The sequence below is a fragment of the Brevibacterium oceani genome (assembly GCF_017948325.1).
Classification (GTDB): domain Bacteria; phylum Actinomycetota; class Actinomycetes; order Actinomycetales; family Brevibacteriaceae; genus Brevibacterium; species Brevibacterium oceani.
In genome coordinates this window covers 663,207-686,823 of record NZ_CP072846.1, presented here as the reverse complement: position 1 = coordinate 686,823, position 23,617 = coordinate 663,207, and the positions used below count along the sequence as shown (strand labels likewise).

18 protein-coding genes are annotated in these 23,617 nt (G+C 62.5%); 6 read left to right on the top strand and 12 right to left on the bottom strand.

The features are described from left to right. Positions 1-114 precede the first annotated feature (114 nt). The 5 genes from J9314_RS03035 to J9314_RS03015 are packed head-to-tail and all read left to right on the top strand — an operon-like array spanning position 115 to position 7,824. On the top strand, positions 115-450 hold the full coding sequence (locus tag J9314_RS03035; protein ID WP_210604456.1) for a hypothetical protein: 336 nt from the start codon (positions 115-117) through the stop codon (positions 448-450). Further along, positions 447-3,077: a glycosyltransferase gene (locus J9314_RS03030; protein WP_210604455.1), complete on the top strand. Its 2,631-nt coding sequence runs from the start codon at positions 447-449 to the stop codon at positions 3,075-3,077. Before J9314_RS03035 ends, J9314_RS03030 begins: the two co-directional genes overlap by 4 nt. Next, on the top strand, positions 3,070-3,969 hold the full coding sequence (locus J9314_RS03025; RefSeq protein ID WP_210604454.1) for a hypothetical protein: 900 nt from the start codon (positions 3,070-3,072) through the stop codon (positions 3,967-3,969). The genes J9314_RS03030 and J9314_RS03025 overlap by 8 nt, the downstream gene beginning before the upstream one ends. Further along, positions 3,962-6,460, top strand: coding sequence for a glycosyltransferase family 4 protein (locus J9314_RS03020; RefSeq protein ID WP_210604453.1), 2,499 nt, complete (start codon positions 3,962-3,964; stop codon positions 6,458-6,460). Before J9314_RS03025 ends, J9314_RS03020 begins: the two co-directional genes overlap by 8 nt. Beyond that, positions 6,457-7,824 carry a polysaccharide pyruvyl transferase family protein gene (locus tag J9314_RS03015; RefSeq protein ID WP_210604451.1) on the top strand — a complete coding sequence of 456 codons (1,368 nt, stop codon included), beginning with the start codon at positions 6,457-6,459 and terminating at the stop codon, positions 7,822-7,824. The genes J9314_RS03020 and J9314_RS03015 overlap by 4 nt, the downstream gene beginning before the upstream one ends. A 95-nt stretch (positions 7,825-7,919) precedes the next feature. On the opposite strand, the gene wecB is transcribed toward J9314_RS03015, so the two are convergent. Beyond that, complete coding sequence (gene wecB / locus J9314_RS03010) at positions 7,920-9,083, bottom strand: non-hydrolyzing UDP-N-acetylglucosamine 2-epimerase (RefSeq protein ID WP_210604450.1); 1,164 nt, start codon at positions 9,081-9,083, stop codon at positions 7,920-7,922. Between the two features lie 300 nt (positions 9,084-9,383). Between wecB and wecC the strand changes: the two genes are divergently transcribed. Beyond that, entirely contained in the window at positions 9,384-10,643 is a 1,260-nt protein-coding gene (gene wecC, locus J9314_RS03005) for a UDP-N-acetyl-D-mannosamine dehydrogenase (RefSeq protein WP_210604448.1), read from the top strand. Between the two features lie 211 nt (positions 10,644-10,854). Here the strand turns inward: wecC and J9314_RS03000 are convergent, their stop codons facing one another. The 11 genes from J9314_RS03000 to J9314_RS02950 all read right to left on the bottom strand — a co-directional run bounded on the left by J9314_RS03000 (position 10,855) and on the right by J9314_RS02950 (position 23,368). Further along, positions 10,855-12,306: a xylulokinase gene (locus J9314_RS03000; RefSeq protein WP_210604446.1), complete on the bottom strand. Its 1,452-nt coding sequence runs from the start codon at positions 12,304-12,306 to the stop codon at positions 10,855-10,857. Then, complete coding sequence (locus tag J9314_RS02995; RefSeq protein WP_210604445.1) at positions 12,303-13,019, bottom strand: GntR family transcriptional regulator; 717 nt, start codon at positions 13,017-13,019, stop codon at positions 12,303-12,305. The genes J9314_RS03000 and J9314_RS02995 overlap by 4 nt, the downstream gene beginning before the upstream one ends. Further along, on the bottom strand, positions 13,019-14,236 hold the full coding sequence (locus J9314_RS02990) for a CaiB/BaiF CoA transferase family protein (protein WP_210604443.1): 1,218 nt from the start codon (positions 14,234-14,236) through the stop codon (positions 13,019-13,021). The genes J9314_RS02995 and J9314_RS02990 overlap by 1 nt, the downstream gene beginning before the upstream one ends. 49 nt (positions 14,237-14,285) lie before the next feature. Next, the gene (locus J9314_RS02985; protein WP_210604441.1) at positions 14,286-15,977 is read right to left on the bottom strand and encodes a thiamine pyrophosphate-binding protein; all 1,692 of its coding nucleotides are present in this window, start codon (positions 15,975-15,977) and stop codon (positions 14,286-14,288) included. A gap of 7 nt (positions 15,978-15,984) precedes the next feature. Continuing rightward, positions 15,985-16,977: a hotdog family protein gene (locus tag J9314_RS02980; protein ID WP_210604439.1), complete on the bottom strand. Its 993-nt coding sequence runs from the start codon at positions 16,975-16,977 to the stop codon at positions 15,985-15,987. After that, entirely contained in the window at positions 16,977-18,338 is a 1,362-nt protein-coding gene (locus tag J9314_RS02975) for an MFS transporter (RefSeq protein ID WP_210604437.1), read from the bottom strand. Before J9314_RS02975 ends, J9314_RS02980 begins: the two co-directional genes overlap by 1 nt. Before the next feature lie 72 nt (positions 18,339-18,410). Then, positions 18,411-19,361: a MaoC/PaaZ C-terminal domain-containing protein gene (locus J9314_RS02970; protein ID WP_210604436.1), complete on the bottom strand. Its 951-nt coding sequence runs from the start codon at positions 19,359-19,361 to the stop codon at positions 18,411-18,413. 128 nt (positions 19,362-19,489) lie between these two features. After that, entirely contained in the window at positions 19,490-20,686 is a 1,197-nt protein-coding gene (locus tag J9314_RS02965) for a CaiB/BaiF CoA transferase family protein (RefSeq protein ID WP_210604435.1), read from the bottom strand. After that, the gene (locus J9314_RS02960) at positions 20,683-21,483 is read right to left on the bottom strand and encodes an ATP-binding cassette domain-containing protein (RefSeq protein WP_210604434.1); all 801 of its coding nucleotides are present in this window, start codon (positions 21,481-21,483) and stop codon (positions 20,683-20,685) included. Before J9314_RS02960 ends, J9314_RS02965 begins: the two co-directional genes overlap by 4 nt. Next, positions 21,480-22,487 carry an ABC transporter permease gene (locus J9314_RS02955; RefSeq protein WP_210604433.1) on the bottom strand — a complete coding sequence of 336 codons (1,008 nt, stop codon included), beginning with the start codon at positions 22,485-22,487 and terminating at the stop codon, positions 21,480-21,482. The genes J9314_RS02960 and J9314_RS02955 overlap by 4 nt, the downstream gene beginning before the upstream one ends. Positions 22,488-22,507: 20 nt before the next feature. Further along, entirely contained in the window at positions 22,508-23,368 is an 861-nt protein-coding gene (locus J9314_RS02950) for a sugar ABC transporter substrate-binding protein (protein ID WP_210604431.1), read from the bottom strand. Positions 23,369-23,617 lie beyond the last annotated feature (249 nt).

The window sequence follows — 23,617 nt, the reverse complement described above, 5'->3', positions numbered from 1 at the left end:
GGGGATTCCGTCCTCCGGCGCCCAGTAGCGTGACCTTCAAGCTGTGAAGTTTTGTCAGTGGAACGCCTTTGATTCAGAAGGTTCCGCTGTGCACGTTGGACAACTGGAGCCCACTTGAAGACCACCCCGACCGGGACCGAGGATATCGGTTCCGTCCGCGACAATGTCTCTCGCGTCATCGATGAGACCGCATCGCTCAATGCCGACCTCGCCCAGGAGCTCATCAGTGCCTATGACCGCGAGTCGAAGCTCCTCGGCGGCATCGGCAAACGCGAGAGGGAGATCGCTCGGCTGAAGATCGAACTCGCGAAGCGGGATGCGAAGCTCGCATCGGTCAATGAGCGGCTCGAACGCCTGCTCGGGTCGAAGGCGATGCAGGTTCAGCGTGCGTACTGGCGTCTTCGCCGTCCCCAGCGTGGCGACTCGCAGCAGTCAGGGGGTCGACGATGAAGCAAGCGGACATCAAGAAGCGGCAGGCCGAGCTCGATTCCCGAATCAAGCAGCTGAAATCGACCCGCACGCGGCAGAAGTCGCTGCACGTGCACACGCAGTCGGACTACTTCCTCGACGGACTTCTCGGGCGGCATCCCTACATCGACCTGGCGGCGGACCGTGACGAATATCTGGAACGCCAACGTGCCTTCGCCGCTCCGGTCGAGAGCAAGATCTCTGCCCTCATGGCAGAGGCCGAGCAACTGCCCACGACCTCCGGCCAGCATTGGGATCCTCGCCGGAAGCTGCGCATCGGGATCATCGCCGACAGGTTCCTCTTCGATTCACTCAAAGACGCCGCCCACGTGGTGCCGATCGACCCTGAGACCTATGCCGACGACATGGCAGACATCGACCTTCTGCTCATCACGTCTGCCTGGCGCGGACTCGACGACGAATGGTTCAACGTCGCACTGTCCGGTTCTCCGGCACGTCAGACCCTCGAATCAAAGGTCGTGCCCTTCGCTCGTGAGAACGATATTCCGATCGCCTTCTATTCGAAGGAGGATCCGCCGAACTACGTCCAGTTCGCGTCCTTGGCGAAGTTCGCCGACCACGTGTTCACCAGCGCCGTCGAATGCGTGCCGAAATACCGCAAGTATCTCAACGGCCGAGTGCCGGTGTCGGTTCTGCCTTTCGCGGTGAACTTCGTTCATCACCACCCGCTCGGGAGCATGCGCCATACCGGACGCGAGTTCGTCTTCGCTGGATCCTGGTTCGAACACAAATATCCGGAACGGAAGTCGTCGGCCCAGCGGATCTTCGACGGACTCCTGTCCGCCGGGGCCGATCTCACCATCGTCGACCGCAACCTCGAGCTCGACACCGCCAAGTTCGCCAAGGCCGAGCGCTACCTGTTCCCCGAACGGTATCTGCCGCATCTGCACCGGCCGATCGAACATGAGGCGCTGCTCGACCTGCAGCGGCTCCTGCCGGTGGGCATCAACCTCAACTCGGTGGTGAACTCCCAATCGATGTATGCCAATCGCATCATCGAGCTGCAGGCGATGGGCACCTTCGTCGTGTCGAACTACAACGCCGGAGTGAACTCCCTCTATCCGCAGGTGTGTATGCCCGACTCGTCGCTCGACATGCAGCAGACGTATCGGGCTCTGACCCAGCGCAGCATCCGCGAAGCTCAGGTCGCGGGTATTCGCGCCGCCTTCACAGCGAACACGGCCTTCGACCGCATCGACACGATCGCCGAGGCGATGGAGCTCGATTCCGGAGCTCCCGAACACACTGTGCACATCGCCGGACTGTCCGAGCCCGGTTTCGAGGAGTTCCGTTCGACGCAGACCTACACCGGCCCGATGGTCGCGCTGGAGGACGACGACAGGATCGTCGACAGCGACGGCGACGTCGTCATCGATCTCACCGGGCACTCCGGTTTCGGCCCCAATCTCGTTCAGGACGCGGTGAACGCCTTCCGCTACACCGATGTCGACGAGGTCCGGATTCTGCCGATCGATACCACCGAGGCTGTCTACGAATACGTCGATCCGATCGACTCCGACCAGCAGATCACTGCCACATGGCACCCTGCCGGCAGCCGCCTCGGCGATGGTGTCGGACCTGAACGAACCACGCTCGCGATCGCCTCCGACCTCGTCCTCGAACGGATCGAGACGATCGAGGTCACAGCCGAACCCGAGATCAGCGTGATCGTGCCCGTGTACAACAACGGTCCGCATCTGAAGTTCAAGTGCTTCGAATCCCTGCGCCGGTCCTCGATCTTCGACCGCAGCGAGATCCTCCTCATCGATGACGGGTCGACCGACATCGCAACGCCCGCGATCCTCGACGAACTCGACCGTGCCTACCCCAACGTTCGAGTCCACCGCTTCCCGGCCGGCGGGTCGGGCAGTGCCTCACGTCCGCGGAACAAGGGTCTCGAACTCACGCGAACCCCGTACGTGACCTACCTCGATCCGGACAACGAACAGACGAACGACGGTTATGCACTGCTGCTTGAGATGGTCGACGAACACGGCTTCGACTTCGCCATCGGAAACATGGTGCGGTTCAAGGACAAACGGACCATGATCAAGAACGCAGGCATTCTGCGCCCCGTCGTGGGCGAGGACGGTCTGCTCGAGGACAATGCTCTGTCCCGAGTGAAGTTCCAGCCGATGAGCATTCAGGCACTCGCGGCGAACACCGAGTGGTTGAAGGGCCTCGGCATCTATCAGCCGATCGGGGCTGTCGGACAGGATTCCTACTTCTTCCAGCAGATGCTCTTCCACGCCCGGAGGATCGGCCTGTCCTCGACACCGATCCACACCTACTATGCGGCGGTGACGAACTCGACGGTCAATGCGATCGGTCCGCGCTTCTATGAGAAGTATCTGCCTCTGGAAGAAGACCGGTCGGCATGGCTGCGGGAGGTCGGCCTGCTCGAGGACTACAACGCCAAACGGCTTGAGCCCTTCGTCAAGGGATGGTTCGTCCAGAAGCTCGCCTTCGCCGCTGACGAGGACATCGACGAGTGCAAGAACCTCATCCGCCGACTCACGCAGTTCTACGGCAAGACGACGTGGACGGACTCGGAGCTCGCCGAACTCCATGCCGTGACGCATGTCTGAAGCTCTGCTGACCGAAGGGCCCCATGTACAGACGGATGCGAATGGGACTGTCGAGGAACCGCCGTTCCAGAGACTGGGCACACTGCTGCCCGGAGACCGCATCGAGCGTCGTCCCGGGGTCTTCCAACGCTTCGATTTCCACGCGGGCACGGTTCGGGTTCCCGCGCTGCTGTGGTCTCGGAAAGAGGCGACGAACCGGCTGGTCATCGCCTTCAATGGAGCCGTCCGACGCTCACCGGAGAAGGACCCGCAGGAGGTCTTCCAGCGTCGAACCTGGGTCGATGACATCGATGCCGACGTCCTCTTCATCGCCGATCCGACCCTGCGCACCGACAATCGGATCAGCATCGGGTGGGGGCAGGGGACACCGGGACGCTATGCCATTCCCGCCATGGCTCAGACCGCTCGCTTAGTTGCGGAATGCCTCGGAATACCCGCTGCCGCACGCTTGTACTTCGGCACCAGTGCCGGAGGGTTCCAGGCGCTTCAAGCCGCGGCCCGTGACGAGGACAGCCGGGCGTTGGTGAACAATCCGCAGATCGACTGGACGCTCTATATGGAGAAGTTCGTCGGAATGATCGCCCGGTACTCTTACGGGGATCGACCGACCGAGGACATCGCCGTCGACTACCCGGACAGGACCTCGGTCGCCCACGCTTTCGCATCGTTCGGTCATATTCCGCGAACACGCTGTCTCATCAACGCCGCCAGCAGAAATGACGCGTTGGCCCAGTTGCCGGCGCTCGTCGACGCATTCCCTGCACAGAAGGGGGAGCTCTCCTGCTTCGATGTGTCCCTGTATTCCGATGCCAGAGCCGGTCACAATCCCATGCCCAGGCTCGCCACCACCACCGCGATCAACACCATCCTCAGAGAAGCCATTGATGACTGAGACCATCAGGATCGACGCCCCTGAACCTGTCAATGCCCCCGAATCGAACTCCTTGGTGTCCGGGCTCGAAGCCGCCGCACGGACCCTGACCGACCATGCCGACGATATCGGGACGGCCGCGCGGCGAGTCTGCGCCGAGCTCAAGGACCTCACAGGCTCTGCCACGGTCAGTCGAGCCCTGTTCCATATTGCGGTGGCCGAGGGATCGTCGTTGAGGTCACGATTCGTAGCGGACCATCTTTCCACCCACGGTGACCGCCGACTGGCCCGCTTCGTGTCCGAGCATGCGCTCGCCAACGGTGCCAAGCGCTGGCAGAAACTACGCTTGGAACCGTTGCTGGAGGAAGCGCCGAGCAGCGATTTCGGTGAGGGGGTCCGTACGAGGTTCGACCTGACCGTCACCACCGACGGCGTCGTCACTATCCGCGACCCCGACCCTTCGTCGCCTGTGGAGGCCGACGCTCACTGGTTCAACACACTCATCAGCCACCTCGATGACGCTCCGGTCGGCATCCACCATGACGTCGTCCGCATCCGCTGCGCTTCGACTGCGACGGCTCATGCCTCACTGAGGTCGGTGCTCGAGCGTCTTGCGGTCCTGCCCGTCGTTGCCGCCGTCATCGCCGAATCGATCGATGCGGCGTCGGCGATCTCCGAGCTGGTGGGAGCGACATTGCTCGATCGGGCGCGGACCGTGCTGCTCACCCCGAACCGATCCGGTCAGTATGCGATCGTCTCCGTTCGCGGTGTCGAACTGCTCGATGCAGGTCCGACCATCGGCTTCGTGCTCCCGACGGACACTGCGATCACGGCTCTGGCCGCGGCTCTCGGACTCGTGGCAATCATCGACTCTCCGGCGTTGAACAGACACGTTCGAATCGTCGTCGATGCCTTCCGCGTGGAGTCGTCCCGCCTGCTGCCGCTGTCCTCGACCGGCCGCTTCTTCACTTCGCTGCTGCGTTTCCGAGGGACTCGAGGTCAGACGGCAGAAGTGAGGAATCTTCTGACCGGCCATCTTCTGGCCGCCGGCTTCTATGACGAGGCGTTGGGTCTTGTCGAGATTGCCCGTCCCTCCGAGCGGGAAAAGGTCTTTCGGGCGCGGCGGGTTCGGGCGCTCTACGGCACAGGCAGGTTCGACGAGATCGCCGCTGTTTCCGATTCGGCCACCGCTTCGACTTCAGACAAGCCTCTCATCCGTGAGGCGACGGCGGCGTCGGCGATGTTGGCTGAGCTCGCCGAGGTGGCCGAGAACACTCGGATCCCGTTCTCCCCCGTTCCGGAGAAGGTGCTCACCATCCTGCACGCAAGTGTGCCCGAGCAGAGCGGTGGCTATGCTGTTCGCGCCCACAGCGTCCTCAAGACCATCGCCGCCTGCGGCTATACCGTCACCGCGCTCACCCGCCCAGGGTTCCCAGAGTCCACAAATGTTCTGGAGCCGGGCTCCGTCACCGAGGCGGCTCACGACGGAATCCGTTACCTGCGAATGGGCAGCGACAGCTCCCGAGCAGACGGTGAGTTCGCGTATATGCACGAATCCGTCGACCATTTCGCTGAAGTGATCCGACGCGAACGTCCGTCAGCGGTACATCTGCGCTCGACTTATGTGTCGGCGCTTCCGGGGCTGATTGCGGCCAAACGCTTCGGGCTTCCCGTTGTCTACGAGGTCTCTGGTATGTGGGAACTCGTCTATGAGGCCGCGAACACCGATCGCATGGAAGGACGTCGTGCACGCACCGTGGCGTTGGAGAATGCAGTGCTCGAGCACTCGGATGCCGTCGTCACGATCACAGATGCGATGCGCGACCTCATTGACACCCGGGTCCGAACGCGCAGCCCCATCGCAATCATGCCCAATGCAGTCGACACCTCGGCCTTCGCCGCCCGGCCGAAAGATCTCGGTGTGCTCTCACAGTTCGGCTGGGGCGCCGACGACCCGGTCATCGGGTACATCGGTTCGTTCGTCGGTTACGAAGGACTCGATGTCCTTGTCCGTGCGATCGACCTCGTTCGCCGTCGCGGCCTCCCTATGCGTGCACTGCTCGTCGGGGACGGTGCCGAGTCGACACGGGTCCGCGCCCTGGCAGCCGATCTGGGTCTCGACGAGTCGACCCTCGTCTTCACCGGACGGGTCTCACATGAGCAGGTCGCCGACCTCTATTCGGTCATCGACGTCTGTGCCTATCCGCGGCTTCTCACTCCGGCGACCCGTGCGGTCTCCCCGCTCAAACCGTTCGAAGCGATGGCTGCAAAGAAGTCCGTCATCGTCTCCGACGTTCCGGCGCTGGCGGAGATCGTCGGATACGGCGAGCGCGGACTCGTCGTGCCCAGCGGAGATCCAGAGGCCCTCGCCGAGGCGATCACGGCCGCCATCGTCAATCCGACTGCGACCCAGCACAGAGTCGAGGCCGCGGCCGCGTGGACGGAGTCGGAACGAAGCTGGGAAGCGGTCGGAACGGTCATGGACTCGGTGTTGGCTAGGCTGACGTCATGACACGGACGATGTTGTTCTACGGGCATGTCGCCTCGAGCTGGGGCGACCTCGCCATCAACGCCGGAGCACTCGAGCTGATGCGTCGGGCCGATATCGACGTCGAGAACTCGACGGCGGTTCTCCTCGCTCCCTCCGACCAGTTCCGCAGACAGTCGAGCTTCACCCTCAAAGGGATGGAATTGACGACGGTCCCGACGGATGGCACGTCGCGAGGCGGTAAGGACGAGATCGAACTGCTCATCGACTATGTCGCCCATCCGCAGCGGTTCGCCGACGACACCGGCATGACTGATGTCGACCTCGTCGTCCTCAACGCCGGTGAGCATCTCTTCGAATCTGCGACCGGCGAGAACCTCGTCGACCTGGTCTGGCGCATCCTCCCTGCACTCGCCGCGCGAGAGCTGAACAAACCTGTCATTCTGCTCCCGTCGACTGTCGGGCCCTTCCGCACGGCGTTCGGAACCGCACTGGAGGAGTTCCTCCATCAGGGACTCAACGCTGCGGCGTTCCGCGATACCGAGTCCCGACGGCTCGAATCGACACGATTGCGTCCCGAACTTCCGGTCCTGCTCGACCCTGGTTTCTTCGTCCCGGGACTCCGAGCGCGGGCCGAAGCAGATCGGGACACGGATGTTCTCGGAATCGTCGTGCGCCCCGAGGACATGGGGATCCGACCGGGATCACGACGATCCGCATTCGTGCAGAACAAGCTTCGCGGATCGCAGTTCCAGCACTCCCAAGCATTCCAGCTGTTCGCCTCGGTCGCTGAAGCTCATCTGGCTGACGGCGGGCGGGTAAAGGTCATCGTTCAGACTCGAGCCGACCGTGAGATCTCCATGGCCCTCATTGATCACCTGATCTCGGTCGCAGGATCTGAACGTGTCGACCTCATCGACCCGCAGGGGTTCCGGACCTTCATCGACGAACTCGGCCGCCTCGGCGCATTGGTGACCTCCCGGTTCCATTCGGTCATCCTCGCCTCCGCTCAGGCCGTCCCGAGCGTCGGAGTCTATTCGGAGACTCATGGACACAAGATGCCCGGACTCTTCGAGCTCCTGAAATTCGCCGAATGTGCCGTGCGACTGGATGATCGAACCATTGCGTCGGTACGACAGGAGGTCGACGCTGCGCTGACAACTGCGCGCGGGGGCATCGACGAGATCCACAACCGAATCAGAGCGAACCGAAGTCTGGCTCGCCGGTGGTTGTCCGAGGCTCTGGAACCCGGTGGGTTACAGTCATTCGACTCTTCACCGCTTCAGATCGAAGCGTTGGCGCTGCTCTACCGGGAGGGCTTGCGTCGAATGGAGAACGGTTTTGTGGCTCAGGCGCTGCAGGCCATCGACAAAGAGCCGAATACATGATCGTACCTGTCTTCTTGGATGAAGCACGCCATCACGACGAATCGCTTGGTGCCGGTTCGCGTCAGTCAGCTTAGGACGTAGGTCGGCATAGGACGTCAGTCGGCGTAGGCGACGTCGGGTGCGAATTCCGCAACCCGTTCGCCGACGCCGAGCAGCGATTCGATGGCAGCCACGGACCGCTCGGCGGCGCGTCCGTCACCGTAGGGGTTGACCGCCTTCGCCATGGCTTCGTAGGCCAGGGAATCATCGAAGAGACGGGACACCTCGGCGACGATCGCGGTTTTATCAGTTCCGACCAGTTTGACGGATCCTGCGGTGACGGCCTCGGGGCGCTCGGTGTTCTCCCGCATGACGAGGACAGGCTTACCGAGGCTCGGGGCTTCTTCCTGGATTCCGCCGGAGTCGGTGAGGACAACGTCGGAGGCGGCCATGACGGTGGTGAACTCGCCGTAGGACAGCGGCTCTGTGACGAGCACATTGTCGAACTTCTCGACGCGAGGCAGGACTGCTTCGCGCACGAGCGGATTTCGGTGGGCTGGGAGCAGAATGAGCAGGTCGGGGCGTGCCGCGGCCAGTTCGGCCAGAGCATCACCGATGTTCTCCATCGACGAGCCGAGGTTCTCTCTGCGGTGAGTCGTCACCAGCAACTTCGGGCGATTGGTGGCGACATAGTCAGCGACGACCGGGTCGGTGGGAGCGACGTTCATGTCGACGGCGATATGGAGGGCATCGATGACGGTGTTGCCGGTGACGACGACATCGGCGGGGTTGATGCTCTCTGCCAGCAGGTTATCCCGCGAGCGTGCGGTCGGGGCCAGGTGGAGAGCCGAGATCTGACTGGTGAGCTTTCGATTGGCCTCTTCGGGGAAGGGACTGAGCAGGTTGCCCGAGCGCAGTCCTGCCTCAAGGTGAATGACGGGAATTCCCCTGTTGAAGGCAGCGATGGAAGCACCCATCACGGTAGTGGTGTCTCCTTGGACAAGCACCGCCGCTGGAGTCTCTTCGGCCAGCACTGCGTCGAGTTCGCCGATGACCCGGGAGGCGATTGCGTTGAGTGTCTGTCCCTGCGCCATGATGTTGAGGTCCACGTCGGGGACGATCCCGAACAGGTCGTTGACCTGGTCGAGCATCTCCCGGTGCTGTGCTGTGACGACGGTGCGGGAGCGCAGGGTCGAGCTCGATTCGATCGCCCGGATGAGAGGGGCCACCTTGATGGCTTCCGGCCTGGTGCCGAAAACGGTGAGGACTGTGGGGGTCACGCACAAACTCCTGGTCGGGAGAACCGCGGGGGCCGCCTCGGCGGGTGGGGTTCTCGCATCAATGCCGATGTGGGTAATGGTATGCAGTTCCATCGAACTTGGACACACCATCTCCGGCTATCTCATCATGGCCGGTCCACTGCCTCTGACAGAATCCGCAGACCTTTACGACTCGTTCACCCAGAATTGATGTCGAGGTCACATGCACGGCGACTTCGTGGGTCATTGTGGTCAGGTTGCCCCGAGTCATCCTCGGGTAACATCAGAAGTCGTTCATCTTCAGTTTGGAGCACCGCACACATGCCGCCCACCGCTGCCTCACAACGCCCCTCGGTCGCCGTCATCGGCCTCGGATACATCGGCCTGCCGACCGCAGCGGTCCTGGCCAGTTCGGGCGCGGATGTGGTCGGTGTCGACATCAACGCCGATGCCGTGGCGACAATCAACGAGGGCAAGGTCCCGTTCGTCGAACCGGATATGGCGACCACGGTGGCCGGCGTCGTGTCACAGGGATATCTGCGGGCGACGACCGAGACCCCGCATGCGGACAACTACATCGTCGCAGTGCCGACGCCGTTCAAGGACGGTCACGAGCCGGATCTGTCGTACATCGAAACTGCCGGCAAGCAGATCGCTCCTCTGCTCGAGGGCAATGAGCTCATCATCCTCGAGTCGACTTCTCCTCCCGGGGCCACAGAGTTCCTCGCTGAGACGATTCTGTCGGCTCGACCGGATCTCACGCTCAAATCGGGCAGCGCTCAGACGATCTACTTCGCCCACTGCCCGGAGCGAGTCCTGCCGGGTCGCATCATGATCGAGCTGCGCACGAACGACCGGATCGTCGGCACGCTCAACGGCAATGCCGGCGAACGTGCTCGAGACCTCTATGAGCTGTTCTGTGAGGGCGAGTTCCTCATGACCGATGCTCGCACCGCGGAGATGGCGAAGCTGACCGAGAACGCCTACCGCGACGTCAACATCGCCTTCGCCAACGAGCTGTCGGTGATCTCCGACGGGCTCGACATCAACGTGTGGGAGCTCATCAAGCTCGCCAACCACCACCCTCGCGTGAACATCCTGCAGCCGGGGCCTGGCGTCGGCGGCCACTGCATCGCCGTCGACCCGTGGTTCATCGTCGCCACCGCGCCGGACCAGTCTTCGCTTATCAGGACCGCTCGCGAGGTCAACGATGCGAAGCCCGGTTTCGTGCTCGACAAGCTGCTTCCGCAGGCTCGCCGCATCGCCGACGTGCAGATCGCGGCGCTCGGGCTGGCGTTCAAGCCGAATATCGATGACCTCCGGGAGAGCCCTGCCCGTCAGATCGTCGGTCAGCTTGCCGACGAGCTTCCGCAGGCCAATATCATGGCCGTCGAGCCGAATATCGACCAGTTGCCTTCGGAACTCGAGGCACGCGACAATGTCACCCTCACTGAGGTGAACGAGGCCATTCGCGCCGCCGATATCGTGCTCCTGCTGGTCGACCACAACGAGTTCACGCGGATCGACCGGACTCTGCTCACGCAGAAGATCGTGCATGACACGCGTGGCGTGTGGGGTTGAGGCTGATCTATCTTCCTATCGGCTACGTCGCTGAGAGTTCTCAGCGGCGCAGCTACTTTTCAGGTGGCCGAAAGAGTTTTCGGTGTTTCAGACGAAAGCTCCACTGGGGCGCCGTGAAGTGAATGCCCTCAAATGGAATGCACTCACCACTCCATTGACTCGATTGGGTTCAAGTTCGCAGGGCTCACCGTCTCTCGTGGCTATCCTTTACTTAAACGGCGCTTGACCGTCTACTGTCAAAAGTGGCCGTCACATCACGGGCCGTCAGCCAATCTTCGTAAATTTCGTCATACCTTGCCACTCTGTCTGCCCTCGGCTCGATCAAGCTGAAACGAACACATAATCTGTCTCGCGCTTCATCCAAATCGCCGACAACTCCCGCAGCTATAAGCGCAAGTCCAGCCGCACCGACTAGCGTGACATCGGGGTCATTCGCGACAAGCAGAGGTCGACCGAACGAATCCGCGCGCATCTGCGCGACAGCCCGTGAGCGAACTGATCCACCAGCGATCTTAACCGGGCGGGTTCTCGATGGATCAAGCAGGTCAAGTCCTTCCCGCACCGCGAAACACGCCGCTTCCTGTGCAGCACGAAGCAAATGAGCAGGACCATGGTCGAAGTTGCGACCGAGGACGGCGCCTCTAGTAGCCGGATTCCAGCGAGGAAAGCGCTCTCCAGACATCGCTGGCAAGACACGAAGACCATCGCAGCCGGAAGCAATAGCATTCAGCTCTCCCTCTTCTACTGATCCGACAAGTGACCGCCAATTGGCTACGGCACCGCCGGTCAACCCTGTGGGACCGCCGATCGTCCAGCGTCCAGGGACAAGCGACGGGTTGATGATCGCAGCGCTCGGCTGATCCTTCGCGTCGTCGACGAGCATACCCAGGACATCCGTGGTACCTGCGATGTCAGCGATGCTCCTCTCGTCGCTGCCCAAGAGTAGCCCCAAGCCCACAGAACCGTCGGGCCCTCCAGCAATGACAGGAGTCCGTGCTGGCAATCCGCAGGCGAGCCCGCCCTCAGGACTGACGACGGCAACAACATCGGACGGCTGAGCTACCGCAGGGAATAGGGACGGAGCGACTCCGAGCCGAGCCAGTGCGTCTTTCTGCCAATCTCCAGATCGGATATCAAAGGCAAGCGTGTATGCGGCATCAACGATGTCGGTGCACAATTGCCCCGTCAACCTCGCGATGACGAAGTCTTTAGGACTAAGCAGCACGTGCATCTGATCGCCCAGGCCCTGCTTATAGAGGTCGAGAGCGAGCGCCAGAGCACTGCCCGCGGTGACAGGACGACCGGAGGAACTCAGCATCCGGCCGACCAGTGCCTGGTCTTCAGCATTGAGACTAGCCAGACCCCGCACGTCGGCCCAGCCCCCTCCATTTGCCACCGGCATCAATGTTTCGTCGACAGCGACGGTTCCGATGTGCGCCGACACTGACACAGAGGCAATATCCGTATCAGCAACTTCGAGAGAGCGGAGCGTCGATCGAACATCACCCCAAAGCGCTTCGGCGTCGAAGAACACGCCTCCGAGGTCGGTGGTCCGCGGTCGCCTCACTGCGTAAAGGGACTGACCTTCAACAGAGAAAAGCGCCGCCCTCACCGCTGAGGTGCCGATATCGACGGCGATGACTGGTGAGTCCTCACAGCTCATTCAGCATCGATCCTCAATAGGAGTGGGAAGTCCGGCAGGGTCCAGCCTCGCGTGTACTCCACCGGTTGCCCACCGGCCGAATAGGTCGTGCGCAGACCGTAGAGGGCCGCGACTCCCGGAGTAGTGCCGAGCAGATCGGCCTCCTCCTTCTCGAGCAGAGTCGCCGTCATCGACTGATCGGCCCAGCGCAGGTCCACACCGTGCTTCTCGGTCAGCGTGCGGTACAGGGAATTGTTCACCAGCGGATCGCGCACGATTCCCGGTGCAACCGCGTAGGGGATCCATGCGTCCTGCAGCGCGGCCGGCTCGCCGTTGACCCGACGGACTCGAGTGAGCCTGCTCACGGAATCGTCGGTGCCGAGAGCTAGAGCGGCAGCGATGTCGGAAGGAGGATTGACCAGTTCGGCCCTGACAACTTCGCTCGACACATGCTGCGGAGAAGCCGCAAGCTCCTCGGAGAACGAACGCAGACGATTGAGACGTCGTCCGCGTCGCGACTGTTCCGAAACAAAGGTGCCGATCCCCTGTCTGCGAGAGACGAGGTCATCGCTGACCAGGATATCCAGGGCCTGCCGCACGGTCATCCGACTCACTCCGTATTTTTTGGCCAGCTCATGCTCATTGGGCAGCTGTTCACCTGCGGAGAGCTGACCCGCATGGATCTGCGTAGCCAGATCCTCGTTGATCACCCGGTACATGGGTCGCCGCTGCATCAGATTGCTCCTTGTGCTCTCAGTTCCGCAATGTCATCGTCACTGAGACCAAGGATATTCCGATAGACGCTCTCGTTGTCCTCGCCGGCGCTCGGCGGGGCCTTACGAACCGTCGGAGGACTCTTCTCCATGTGAATGGGGTTCGCGGGCATTCGAATTCTGCCGTACTGAGGATGCTCAGCCTCTGCGATCATCCCTCGCGCCGCGATCTGGGGCGATTGAGCGACCTCGCGAACGCTCGCGACCTTCGCATACGGCACTCCGGCCTCATCGAGTCGGCGGGCAATCTCGTCCCGCGAGCGCCCGCCCACCCACTCCTGAATGATCCCCTCCAGGTATTCCTGCTCGCGCATCCGCCCCTCGACGGTGACGAACTGCTCGTCTGCACTGAGATCCTCGCGATCCATGACCCCACACAGCTTCGGAAACAGCGAAGCCGTACCGGCTTGGATGTAGATCGGCCCATCGGCGGCTTCGTAGACGTTGACCGGAGCAGTGAGCAGGTCACGCGACCCCGAGCGAGGCATTTCAAGACCCAACATGAGCTCTGCCACGAGCCGGATGCCGAGAGCGGAGAACATCGTGTCGAAGCTGGCGATGTCGACCAGCTGCCCCTCGCCGGTCCGGTCCCGGTGCATGAGCGCCGCCATCGCGCCCATGGCACCCTGATAGCCGGTCGTGTAGTCAGCGATGTAGGTTCCCGACAGCGTCGGTTTGCCGTCCGGCTCCCCTGTCATGCTCATCAGTCCGGAGGAAGCCTGGGAGATCGCGTCGAAGAGCGCTCGACGCGAATCCGGTCCCGTCTGACCGAAACCGGAGAGGGAGACGAGGACGACATCGGGATTGAGCTCCTTCATCCGCTCGTAGCCGATGCCCATCTTCTCGATCGTTCCCGGCCGGAAATTCTCCACCACGACGTCCGCCCACGCCACCAGTTTCTCCAGGATCACCAACGCCCGTTCGTGACGGGTGTCGAGAGTGATGGCCTGCTTATTGCGATGGTAGAGGAACATGTAGATGCTCTCGCCCTGCCAGTACGGACCGTGGTGACGGGAATCCTCTCCGTTCGGCCGTTCGACCTTGACCACCTCGGCACCGAAATCGCCGAGGATCTGGGCACACAGCGGTCCGGCGATGAAGCGGGAGAGATCGAGGACCTTCACCCCGCTCAGTGGCCCGGACTGGGTCGTATCCTCGGTGGTAGGTGAATCAGCCATGAAGAGTTCTCCTTCGATCTTGTATCGGCAGGATGCGCACGAGCAGCGCTCAGCCCTTATGCGGCTCGAACGCGGGGTAGGTCCACGCATTCGCAGCACGGTCGAGGACGACGTCGATGACGACGGGTTCACCGGCAGCGAAGCCCTTGCGCACGGCATCGACGAGTTCATCGACCTCGGTCACTCGTTTCGCGGCCAGGCCCATGCCTCGCGCGACAGCGGCGAAATCGACACCGAGGAAATCGACGCCGATCGTGCGACCGTCGAAGTGCAGCTCCTGTTCCTGCCTGATGTTGCCATAGCTCGAGTCATTCAGCACGATGACGACGGCGGAGCCGCCGACGCGCTTGAGCGTCTCGAGTTCGCCCAAGCTCATTCCCATCGAGCCGTCGCCGATGAGAGCGAGCACGGGCAGCGACGGATCCTCGGACACCGAGGCGATTGCCGCCGGCAGAGCGAAGCCCATGTTTCCGAAACCGACGGGCTTGATGTACCGATAGGGCACCGGCATCTCCCAGAGGAAGGACCACACCCCAGGGTTCCCGGCATCGGGAATGAGCACCGTGTCCTCGGGCGTGACGTCGCGGAGCGCGCGGACGACGACCGCCGGAGAGACGGTGCCTGCGGTCTCCGGTTCGAGGTCGGCCGAGAGCTCCCACCAGTCGACCTCGGCCCTCTGCAGCCCCTCGACCCATCCGCTCCGTGATTTCCGCGCCGGCTCGGCTCGAGGAGCCGTCGCAGTCACTAGGTCTCGAGCAAAACTGCCGAGATCCCCGACCACGCCGGTGGTCACCTCGGCGTAGTAACGTCCGATCATCGTCGGATCGACATCGACCTGGATGACCTCGGGCAGTTCCAGACGCCACCTCGAGGTCGAGACTGCGTTGAGACTGTTGCCGAGTGCGAGGACGAGATCCGCCTCCTGAATGATCCGCGTCGTGAGGTGGGTACCCATACGGCTGAGCGCGCCGAACACGAGCGGGTGTGTGGTCGGAACTGCGCCCATTCCATTGAAGGTAGTGATCACCGGGATGCTGAGCGCCTCGGCGAGGTCGAGCACCGCTTGCGAAGCCCGACCGCGATTGCCGCCGTTGCCCACCCAGATCACCGGTTTGTGTGCCGAGAGAACGCGTTCGGCGATAGCGGAAATCGTCTCGGATCCGGCGACCGGACGGTTGCTCACCCAATCACGCAACGGATGCACCGAAGGAACGGCAGGGGGGTTGTCGACAGGCAGTTCGATGGTGTCCCGTGCGAAGTCGAGGTGCACCGGTCCAGGATTGCCGGTCATGGCATTGACATAGGCTTCCTCCATCGCCTGTTTGATGCTCGAGGCATGGGCGACGAGGCGCGCATACTTGGTGAACGGCTTGAAGATCTCCACATGGTCGGCGTTCTGAGCGTCGTCCTTGTGGATGTTCTCACCGTTGTTGTTGCACGTGATGATGAAAGCGGGACTCGAATCCCGAAAGGCCCCGCCCACTCCGGTGAGGAGATTGGTGGCGCCCGGGCCAGTGGTCGAGATCGCCACGGCGGGCTTCCCTGTGAGACGGCCGTACGCGTCGGCCATCACTGCCGCAGCGTTCTCGTGGCGTGTGTGGACGAACTCGATCGACGGAGTGTCGATGATGGCGTCGCTGATCGCCAGCGTCTGACCGCCCACGACGCCGAAGACCTTGGTGACACCCAACGATTCGAGCATCTGGACGACCAACTGACCGCCTGTGACTGTCCCTGCCATTGCTTGCTCACTTTCTCTGTGACTGATTCGGATCGGGCAGCGGCATCTCCGCCCACCCTGCGGCGCTCAGGGCACCGTCTGCTCTGCGGACCCAGACCTCGAGGTCGACATGGTCCTCGTCCACTCCGGTGACCACTCCCGCGGCCTCGACCGGCTCGTGGACCTCGACAGTGTTGAGGAACTTCGACCTCAGACGTCCACCGTTGAACAGCGCCGTGCCGAAGGCGCGGGTAAGCGCCTCGGCGAGCAGACCGTACTGCTGCTGACCCTGGACGATGGGCGCCCTGAGGCCCCCGGCGCGGGCGATGTCGAGATCGTTGTGGATGTTGCGCACGTACTCGCCGATCCGGGAGAATACCGCGGCCTGCTCGGTGGAGAAGGCCTTCGTCAGCGTGGGCAGCACTTGGCCGAAAGCCGGCGCCGCGGCGTCGAACGACGGCGAACCTGGCGCGACCTCGCCGGTGATCCGCTTCTTCGGTGCAGCGCTGCCGCGTCCGGCGACGTCCGCCGGCCGAGTCCGGAAGATCTCGACACCCCGATGGCGCAGGATGCTTCGGCCGTCCTCACCGGTGGCTTTCGCCTCCATGACGACATACCCCTGGCCGCGCCGTTCATAGGCTTTGGTGTACGCACCGTGGAGGGTGACCTCTTCGCCGAGGTAGGCCGGGGAGTCGAACCAGAGCTGCTCCTCTGTGTGGAGACCCACCACCTGGCTCGCCGCATAGACCGTCGTGAAGAGTTGGACGAGATCGTTGCCGAGCAGCGAGGCGTGCGCGATCCGCCGACCACCGAAGGGGCTCGACTCAAGGTGCCATGGATGATAGTCATCCTGGGTGAATGCGTAGCGCTTGATCTTGTGATCATCGATTCTCACGGTGACCGGGCCGAGTTCTTCCGGAATCGCGAGATTCTCGAACAGGGGCTCCTTGAGTCCCGCTTCGATGTCGTCGACCTTGGCGGCGCGCCGAGGATCAGTGAGGTCTCTGCTAATCGAGGTCATCACTTGTCTTCTTCTCCTATTCTCGACATTTCGGCTCTGTTCGTCTCCGGCGCCAACCACGCGCACACGAGACCGAGGATGAGGGCGGCCACGGTGATGAGAGCGATGGGCCAGGGGTCGCCACCGGTCCATGCCAGCAGGGCCGTCGACGCCATCGGCCACAAGCCGATGAGCACGGAGGGAAGCTGCGCCGCCAGCGACACTCCGGTGTAACGGACCTTCGTGCCGAAGAGTTCGCTGAAGAACGCGGGCTCGACACCATAGACGGCGCCGACTCCGATCGCATAGGCGATCGCATAGATCACGTACATGAGGAAGACATTGTCGGCATCGAGGATCCAGAAGAAGGGGAACGACACCACTGCCCCGACCACGGAGCCGATGATGAACACAGCCCGGCGGCCGATCCGATCGCTCAGCCTGCCGAAGAAGTAGTACGTGTAGATCGCGATGGCAGCGGCAATCGTCGAAGCGATGAGCACATGCGTTCGCGGGATGTCCGTGTAGTTCGTCGCGTAGGTCAGGCCGATGGTGAGGATGATGTAGCCGAACACCGCTTCGCCGAACCGCATCCCCATGGCGAGCAGAAGCGGCTTCTTGAAGCGGCGGAACAGTTCGGTCAGCGGCAGCCGCTCCTTGACCTCACGGTCTTCCGTCTGCTTCTCCAGCTCCTCCTGCGCCGCCTGGAAGGCAGGGGTCTCCGTGAGTCTGAACCTGATGAAGAGACCGACAGCGATGAGCACGGCGCTGAGTAGGAACGGCAGACGCCATCCCCAACTGAGAAGCTGGTCATCGGGCAGCAGTGAGACGATTGCAAAGATGCTCGTCGCGAAGACCAGTCCGACGGCGTTGCCGATCTGAGGAAAGCTGCCATAGGCACCTCGCTTGTTCGCCGGGGCGTATTCCACGGCCACGAGAGATGCCCCTCCCCATTCACCGCCGACGCCGAATCCTTGAAGGAGTCGGAGGATAACGAGCAGCACCGGAGCGAGCATCCCGATCTGCTCAGTCGACGGCAGCAGCCCGATGAGGAACGTCGAGGTCCCCATCAGCATGAGTGTTGTGATGAGCGCGACCTTCCTTCCGAATCGGTCGCCGAAGTGGCCGAACACGATCCCGCCCAGCGGTCGGGCGAAGAAGCCCACGCCGAACACGGCGAACGCCGAGAGCGTGCCGATGATCGGATTCTCCGGGTTCGGGAAGAAGAGATCGCCGAAGACCAGGGCCGACGCCGTACCGAAGATGAAGTAGTCGTACCATTCGACGGCCGTGCCCACGAGGCTCGCCACTGCGGCACGGCGCGCAAGTGTGGTCCGCGCACCGTCGGACTGCGGCACCATCGGCGCTTGATTCTCGATCATTCGCTGACTCCTTCGTCATGCGTGAGTTTTCATGTGTTCTGTTACTGGGCGAGAGGAAGCGGACCGAGGGGTTCAGAGCAGCGCTCGCGGACGAGCGAGGTCCTCGGAGATCTCCGCCGAAGCCCAACCGACGGCGGTCTTGGTACCGTCCTGGTTCTCAATCCAGACCTCGACCTCCAGACGACCGTCCCGCTCATCGATGACCGCTCCCGAGGTCGTCAGTATGTCCCCGACGAAGGCCGGAGAGACGAAGCGAAGGTCGAGATCACCGGAGGTGAACCAGGTGGCGCCGAAGAGGTCGACGAGGTTGGACACAATGAGGCCAGTCTGCTGCTGAGCCTGGACGATAGTGCGGTCCAGCCCCGCAGCCGCGGCTTTCTCCCTGCTCGTATGGACATTCTCATAGCCTCGTCCCGCCCAGGAGAACACCGACATCTGATCCTGTGTGAAATGGGCGCGCCGAGTGGGCAGCGGGGCACGTTCGGACAGACCGTGGCGGGCAAGAGCCGCGATTTCGGCGTCTGGGTCGACGGTGGCGAGCACCGTCCGCTCGCGCTTCTCGTCCTTCGCCCGCCCCTTTCCGACAACCTCGCCGGCGACGGTCCGCATGATCTCTCTGCCGACATGCTCAACGAGAATACGACCATCCTCCCCGCGAGCAGTGGCTTCAAGCGTCACATACCCCTGCCCGCGCCGTTCGTACTTCTCCGTATAGCCGCCGTCGACGGTGACGGTCTCCCCCACTCGAACAGGTGAGCGGAACCGAAGCCGCTCATGAGTGTGCAGCCCCTGCGCCGTGTTGCCGTCGTATTTGTCGTAGAAGAGGAAGAGCAGTTCGTTCGCCAGCACCAGGGGATGGCCAACCGGGCCACCGAAGGGCGAATCGACGAAGTACCAGTCACGAAAGTCATCCTGCGCGTAGGCATAGTCGAGCACGAATCTCCTGTCGACAACCTGAGTCACTGGGCCCATCAGCTCGGGCACCTCGACGAGTTCGAACAGGGCTTCCTTGAGAGACTTCATCGTCTACCTCCTCTGTGCTGCGGATTGCGCAGTAATCGCTGTCTTCATAATATGTCTAGACGACTAGACCTATTCTAATTCGCTTGTCCTCCCGTGTCAAAGACCACGGGTTTTCGCCGACCCTCGGCTCAGATCACACCGGCCGATCTCAGCCGGGCGAGCTCGGCTTCACCGAGGCCGAGAAGTTCGCCGTAGATCGCCGCATTGTCCTCACCGGGCAGCGGCGGCGGCTTGCGCGCACTTCCGGGCGTCTGACTGAGCTTGATCGGGATCCCCGGCAGTCTCGTCAATCCGTACACCGGGTGCACCATGTCGATCATCATCTCCCTCGCCCTGACCTGCTCCGAATCGACAGCCTCGGCGACGGTGAGCACCGTCGAAGCGGGAATACCCGATGCGATCAGCTGCGCCTCAACCTCAGCGCAGGGCAGCTGCGAGGTCCAGCCGGTGACGAGGGTCTCGAGCTCGTCTCGATGTTCGAGCCGCTCCGCCTGCCCGACGAATCGGGGGTCCTGCGCCAACTCCTCTCTGCCCATCAGGCGGCAGAGACGTGGAAACAGCGGATCGGTCCCCGCGTGCAGATAGACATGGCCGTCGGCGCAGGGATAGGCGTTCGCCGGCATCGTCACCTGGTCCCGGGATCCGGTCCGCTCCGAGAGGTGGCCATTCATCGCGTAGTCGCTCGGATGAGTGTTGAGGATGCCGAAGAGGGCATCGACCGCGGCGATGTCGACGTGCTGGCCCACTCCGGTGGACTCGCGGGACCAGAGTGCGAACATTGTGCCCATCACCGCATGGAATGCGCCGAGGTAGTCGGCGATGTAGGTGCCGGTGAGCAGCGGCGGATCCTCGGGCCCGCCAGTGAGACTCATCAGCCCGGACGCGGCCTGCGCGATCGCATCGAACATGGCCCGGTGCGAGTTTGGCCCGCTCTGCCCGAACCCCGAGATCGAAGTGAGAACGGCCCGCGGGTTGATCTCCTGGATCCGCTCGAACGACAGACCCATCGATTCCATGGTGCCCGGTCGATAGTTCTCGACGATCACATCAGACTCAACGATGAGTCGTTCGAGCAGGTCCACCGCCTCCGGAGCTCGGGTATTGAGAGTGATGCCGTGTTTGTTGCGGTTGTAGATCATCGCGTAGATGCTGTGCTCCCCCGCGAATGGACGGTTGCGACGAGCGTCTTCGCCACCTGGCCGTTCGACCTTGATGACCGTCGCACCCATATCGCCGAGGATCTGTGCGCACATCGGCCCCGCGATGAATCTGCTGAGATCGAGCACGCGCAGTCCCGCCAAGGGCTGAGGTTGCTCACCGCTCATCGGTCGGCCTCCCTTTCGGACGGCGGGCCGGCGGTCGCTCCAAGCTGCACTCCGGCCCCGGTGATGAGGGCAACGATCTCGTGCTCAGTCACGGCTGCAGCAGGGGTATCGGCCACCTTCCGGCCCTTGCGGAGCACCACGATCCGCTCGGCCAGTTCCTTGACCATCGGGATGTCGTGGCTGATGACGATCACCGCCACCCCGTCCGCATGGAGCCGCTGGATCGTCTCCACCACCCGTCGACTCTCCTGCACTCCGAGCGCAGCCGTGGGTTCATCGAGGATGACCATGCTGCTCTTCCACAGTTTGCAGCGGGAGATCGCCACCGCCTGTCGTTGGCCGCCGGAGAGTTCGCCGACCTTCGAGTCGGTGGCCGGGACGTTGATCGAGATCGTGCGCAGAACCTCGCTGAGCTCCGCATGCATCCTGCTCCGGTCGACATACCGAAACGGCCCCCACCCTTTCGTCGGCTCTCGGCCCAGATAGACGTTCTCGGAGACAGTGAGGTTCTCGCAGAGGCCGAGATCCTGATAGACGGTCTCGATTCCGAGACTCCGTGCATCATTCGGCGAATGCAACTCGACCTCGCGCCCGAGGAAGTGCATCGAGCCGGAACTGATCTCACTGACGCCGGACAGCGATTTGATGAAGGTGCTCTTGCCTGCACCATTGTCGCCCACGATCGCCACCAACTCGCCGGAGCGAATCGAGAAGTCAATGCCGTCGAGTGCCTTCACTGCACCATAGTGCTTGCACACCCCACGTACTTCGAGCAGCGTGTCAACCTGTGCGTTCACGTGTAGCTCCTGCCCTTTCGTTGGAGTGCGCTGTACCAGACCGCCGCGATGACCACGAGGCCCTGGGCGATGAGGAAGACATAGGGAGAGACACCAAGCAGCGTGAGACCGTTGGCCAGCACTGCGATGAAGAAGATGCCGAGAACTGTCCCGATCGGTCTTCCTACACCGCCGAAGAGAGCAACCCCGCCGACAACGACCCCCGCAATGACGTTGAGTTCCGACTGCTGCCCCACAGTGGCGTTTCCCGCGTTCAGCTGGGCGGAATAGAGGATCCCACCGACCACGGCGAGAACTTGGACGAGCACGAAGACGCTGATGCGCAGAGTGCGGACTCGGACACCGTAGCGGCGAGCCGTTTCAGGATTGCCCCCGACGGCGTAGAGGTGCCGGCCGAACCGTGTCGACCTGAGGACCCAGATCGCACCGGCGACAATGATCGCCATGATCCAGATCGGAGTCGGGACGAAGAGGATTCGGCCGTTCCAGAGCTCGGCGATGCCGCGCTCGATTGGGGAGATCGTCACCCCGTCGCTGATGGTGAAGGCGAGACCCTGCAGCGCCGTGAGCAGCCCGAGAGTCACTATGAAGGACGGGATCTGCCACACCACCCTGAGGATGCCGGTGAAGAGCCCAATGAGCGCCCCGGCCAACAGGACGAGAAAGATGCCCGGAATGAGACCGATGCCGAGCTTGACAGTGAACGCAGCGAGGAGCACCGTCGTGAGACCGATCGTCGAACCGACCGACAGATCGATATCACCGGTGAGGATGACAAAGGTCATCCCGACCGCCACGATCATGAGGACCGATGTCTGCTGCAGCAGGAGGACGATGTTCGTCACGCTCAGGAAATTCGGGGCAAGAAGGGCCCAGAGGACCGCCAGCACGAGGATCCCCGTCCCGACCCCGATCTCCGATCTCCAGGAGCCGAACACGGTTCCGAGGCTCGCACCTCGCCGTGCGGAGGTGCTCGATTGTGCCGCTCCGATGCGCTCCTTCACGTCTCCTCCTTCCCGGCTCATCACTGCCCTGCCAGCTCGTCGAGGTACTTCTGCAACCCAGACTCGTCACCGGCGGAGAAGACTGCGGGCGGCACGCTCTCCACCTTCTCGTAGGACTCACCCTTGGCCTCAGAGACCCCCATCTTCACTGCTTCGTAACCGATGTCATAAGCATGCTGATCGGCTACCGATTCCACCGGGGACTTCTCGCCCTGCATCATCTCGGCCACCTGCTTGCTCATATCGATCCCGATGATCTTCGCGGTCGAGCCCGACTGCTTCGCCGCGGTCGCGGCTCCTTGGAGCGCAGCGCCATTCCAGGCCCAGACGACATCGACGTCGGGATGACTCTGCATGAGAGTGTCGAAAGCCTTGGATCCGGCCTCGGGTGAGCCGACTGCCTCTGTCGAGGTCATAATTTCTCCCAGCCCGTCGGTTTCCGCGAGGAAGGCCTTCTTCCGGGGCGGTCCGTTCGGCTCCGTGTCACCGGTGAGTAGTGCGATCTTCGCGTCGCCGTCGAGAGAGTCCTCGATGTACTTCGCGGCGCTCTCGCCACTCGCCCTGCCCATTTCTGCCTGGTCCGCGCCGACGAAGTTCTCGAAGCTGTCGTCATCGACCCGGTTATCGATCTGAACGACCGTCATCGACTTCTGCCGCGCCTGCTCGAGAGTGGAGACCGAAGCCGTCGTGTCGAGAGGTGCGATCACGAGGATGTCGTCCCCGCGTGCGGTGATTGTGTTAACGACCTGCGCCTCAGTCTGCAGCTGCCGATTGGACACATCGACACTGACGTCGACATCGAGTTCGTCTGCCGCCGCATTCATCCCCGCCTCTACAAGCTGCCAGTATTCGAGGTCACGGGCGTAGATGACCGCGCCCACTTTGAGCGGACCGTCCTGTTCTTCGCCTGCACCTTGCTCGTCAGATGCTTTGGACGTACATCCGGTCAAGACGAGAGCGACGGCTGCGGCCGACGCGACTACACTGCGCCACTTCAGCGATTTTGAACGGACTCTGTTGATCCGCGCTCCGTGTTCTTCATCCGGACCTGTTTTATCCAACTGCATGTACATCGACCCCTTTGTCGAGCTCCGGGCTGAGACGCCCGCCGCATTCATAGTTGTATAGTT

What these genes read in the sequence shown, in the direction of transcription:
- J9314_RS03025 (WP_210604454.1), top strand. Translation starts at nt 3,070, where the DNA reads ATGTCTGAAGCTCTGCTGACCGAAGGGCCCCATGTACAGACGGATGCG.
- J9314_RS02985 (WP_210604441.1), bottom strand. Translation starts at nt 15,977, where the DNA reads ATGGCAGGGACAGTCACAGGCGGTCAGTTGGTCGTCCAGATGCTCGAA.
- J9314_RS02975 (WP_210604437.1), bottom strand. Translation starts at nt 18,338, where the DNA reads ATGATCGAGAATCAAGCGCCGATGGTGCCGCAGTCCGACGGTGCGCGG.
- J9314_RS02970 (WP_210604436.1), bottom strand. Translation starts at nt 19,361, where the DNA reads ATGAAGTCTCTCAAGGAAGCCCTGTTCGAACTCGTCGAGGTGCCCGAG.
- J9314_RS03015 (WP_210604451.1), top strand. Translation starts at nt 6,457, where the DNA reads ATGACACGGACGATGTTGTTCTACGGGCATGTCGCCTCGAGCTGGGGC.
- J9314_RS03020 (WP_210604453.1), top strand. Translation starts at nt 3,962, where the DNA reads ATGACTGAGACCATCAGGATCGACGCCCCTGAACCTGTCAATGCCCCC.
- J9314_RS02965 (WP_210604435.1), bottom strand. Translation starts at nt 20,686, where the DNA reads ATGAGCGGTGAGCAACCTCAGCCCTTGGCGGGACTGCGCGTGCTCGAT.
- J9314_RS03030 (WP_210604455.1), top strand. Translation starts at nt 447, where the DNA reads ATGAAGCAAGCGGACATCAAGAAGCGGCAGGCCGAGCTCGATTCCCGA.
- J9314_RS02990 (WP_210604443.1), bottom strand. Translation starts at nt 14,236, where the DNA reads ATGGCTGATTCACCTACCACCGAGGATACGACCCAGTCCGGGCCACTG.
- J9314_RS02980 (WP_210604439.1), bottom strand. Translation starts at nt 16,977, where the DNA reads ATGACCTCGATTAGCAGAGACCTCACTGATCCTCGGCGCGCCGCCAAG.
- J9314_RS03000 (WP_210604446.1), bottom strand. Translation starts at nt 12,306, where the DNA reads ATGAGCTGTGAGGACTCACCAGTCATCGCCGTCGATATCGGCACCTCA.
- wecC (WP_210604448.1), top strand. Translation starts at nt 9,384, where the DNA reads ATGCCGCCCACCGCTGCCTCACAACGCCCCTCGGTCGCCGTCATCGGC.
- J9314_RS02995 (WP_210604445.1), bottom strand. Translation starts at nt 13,019, where the DNA reads ATGCAGCGGCGACCCATGTACCGGGTGATCAACGAGGATCTGGCTACG.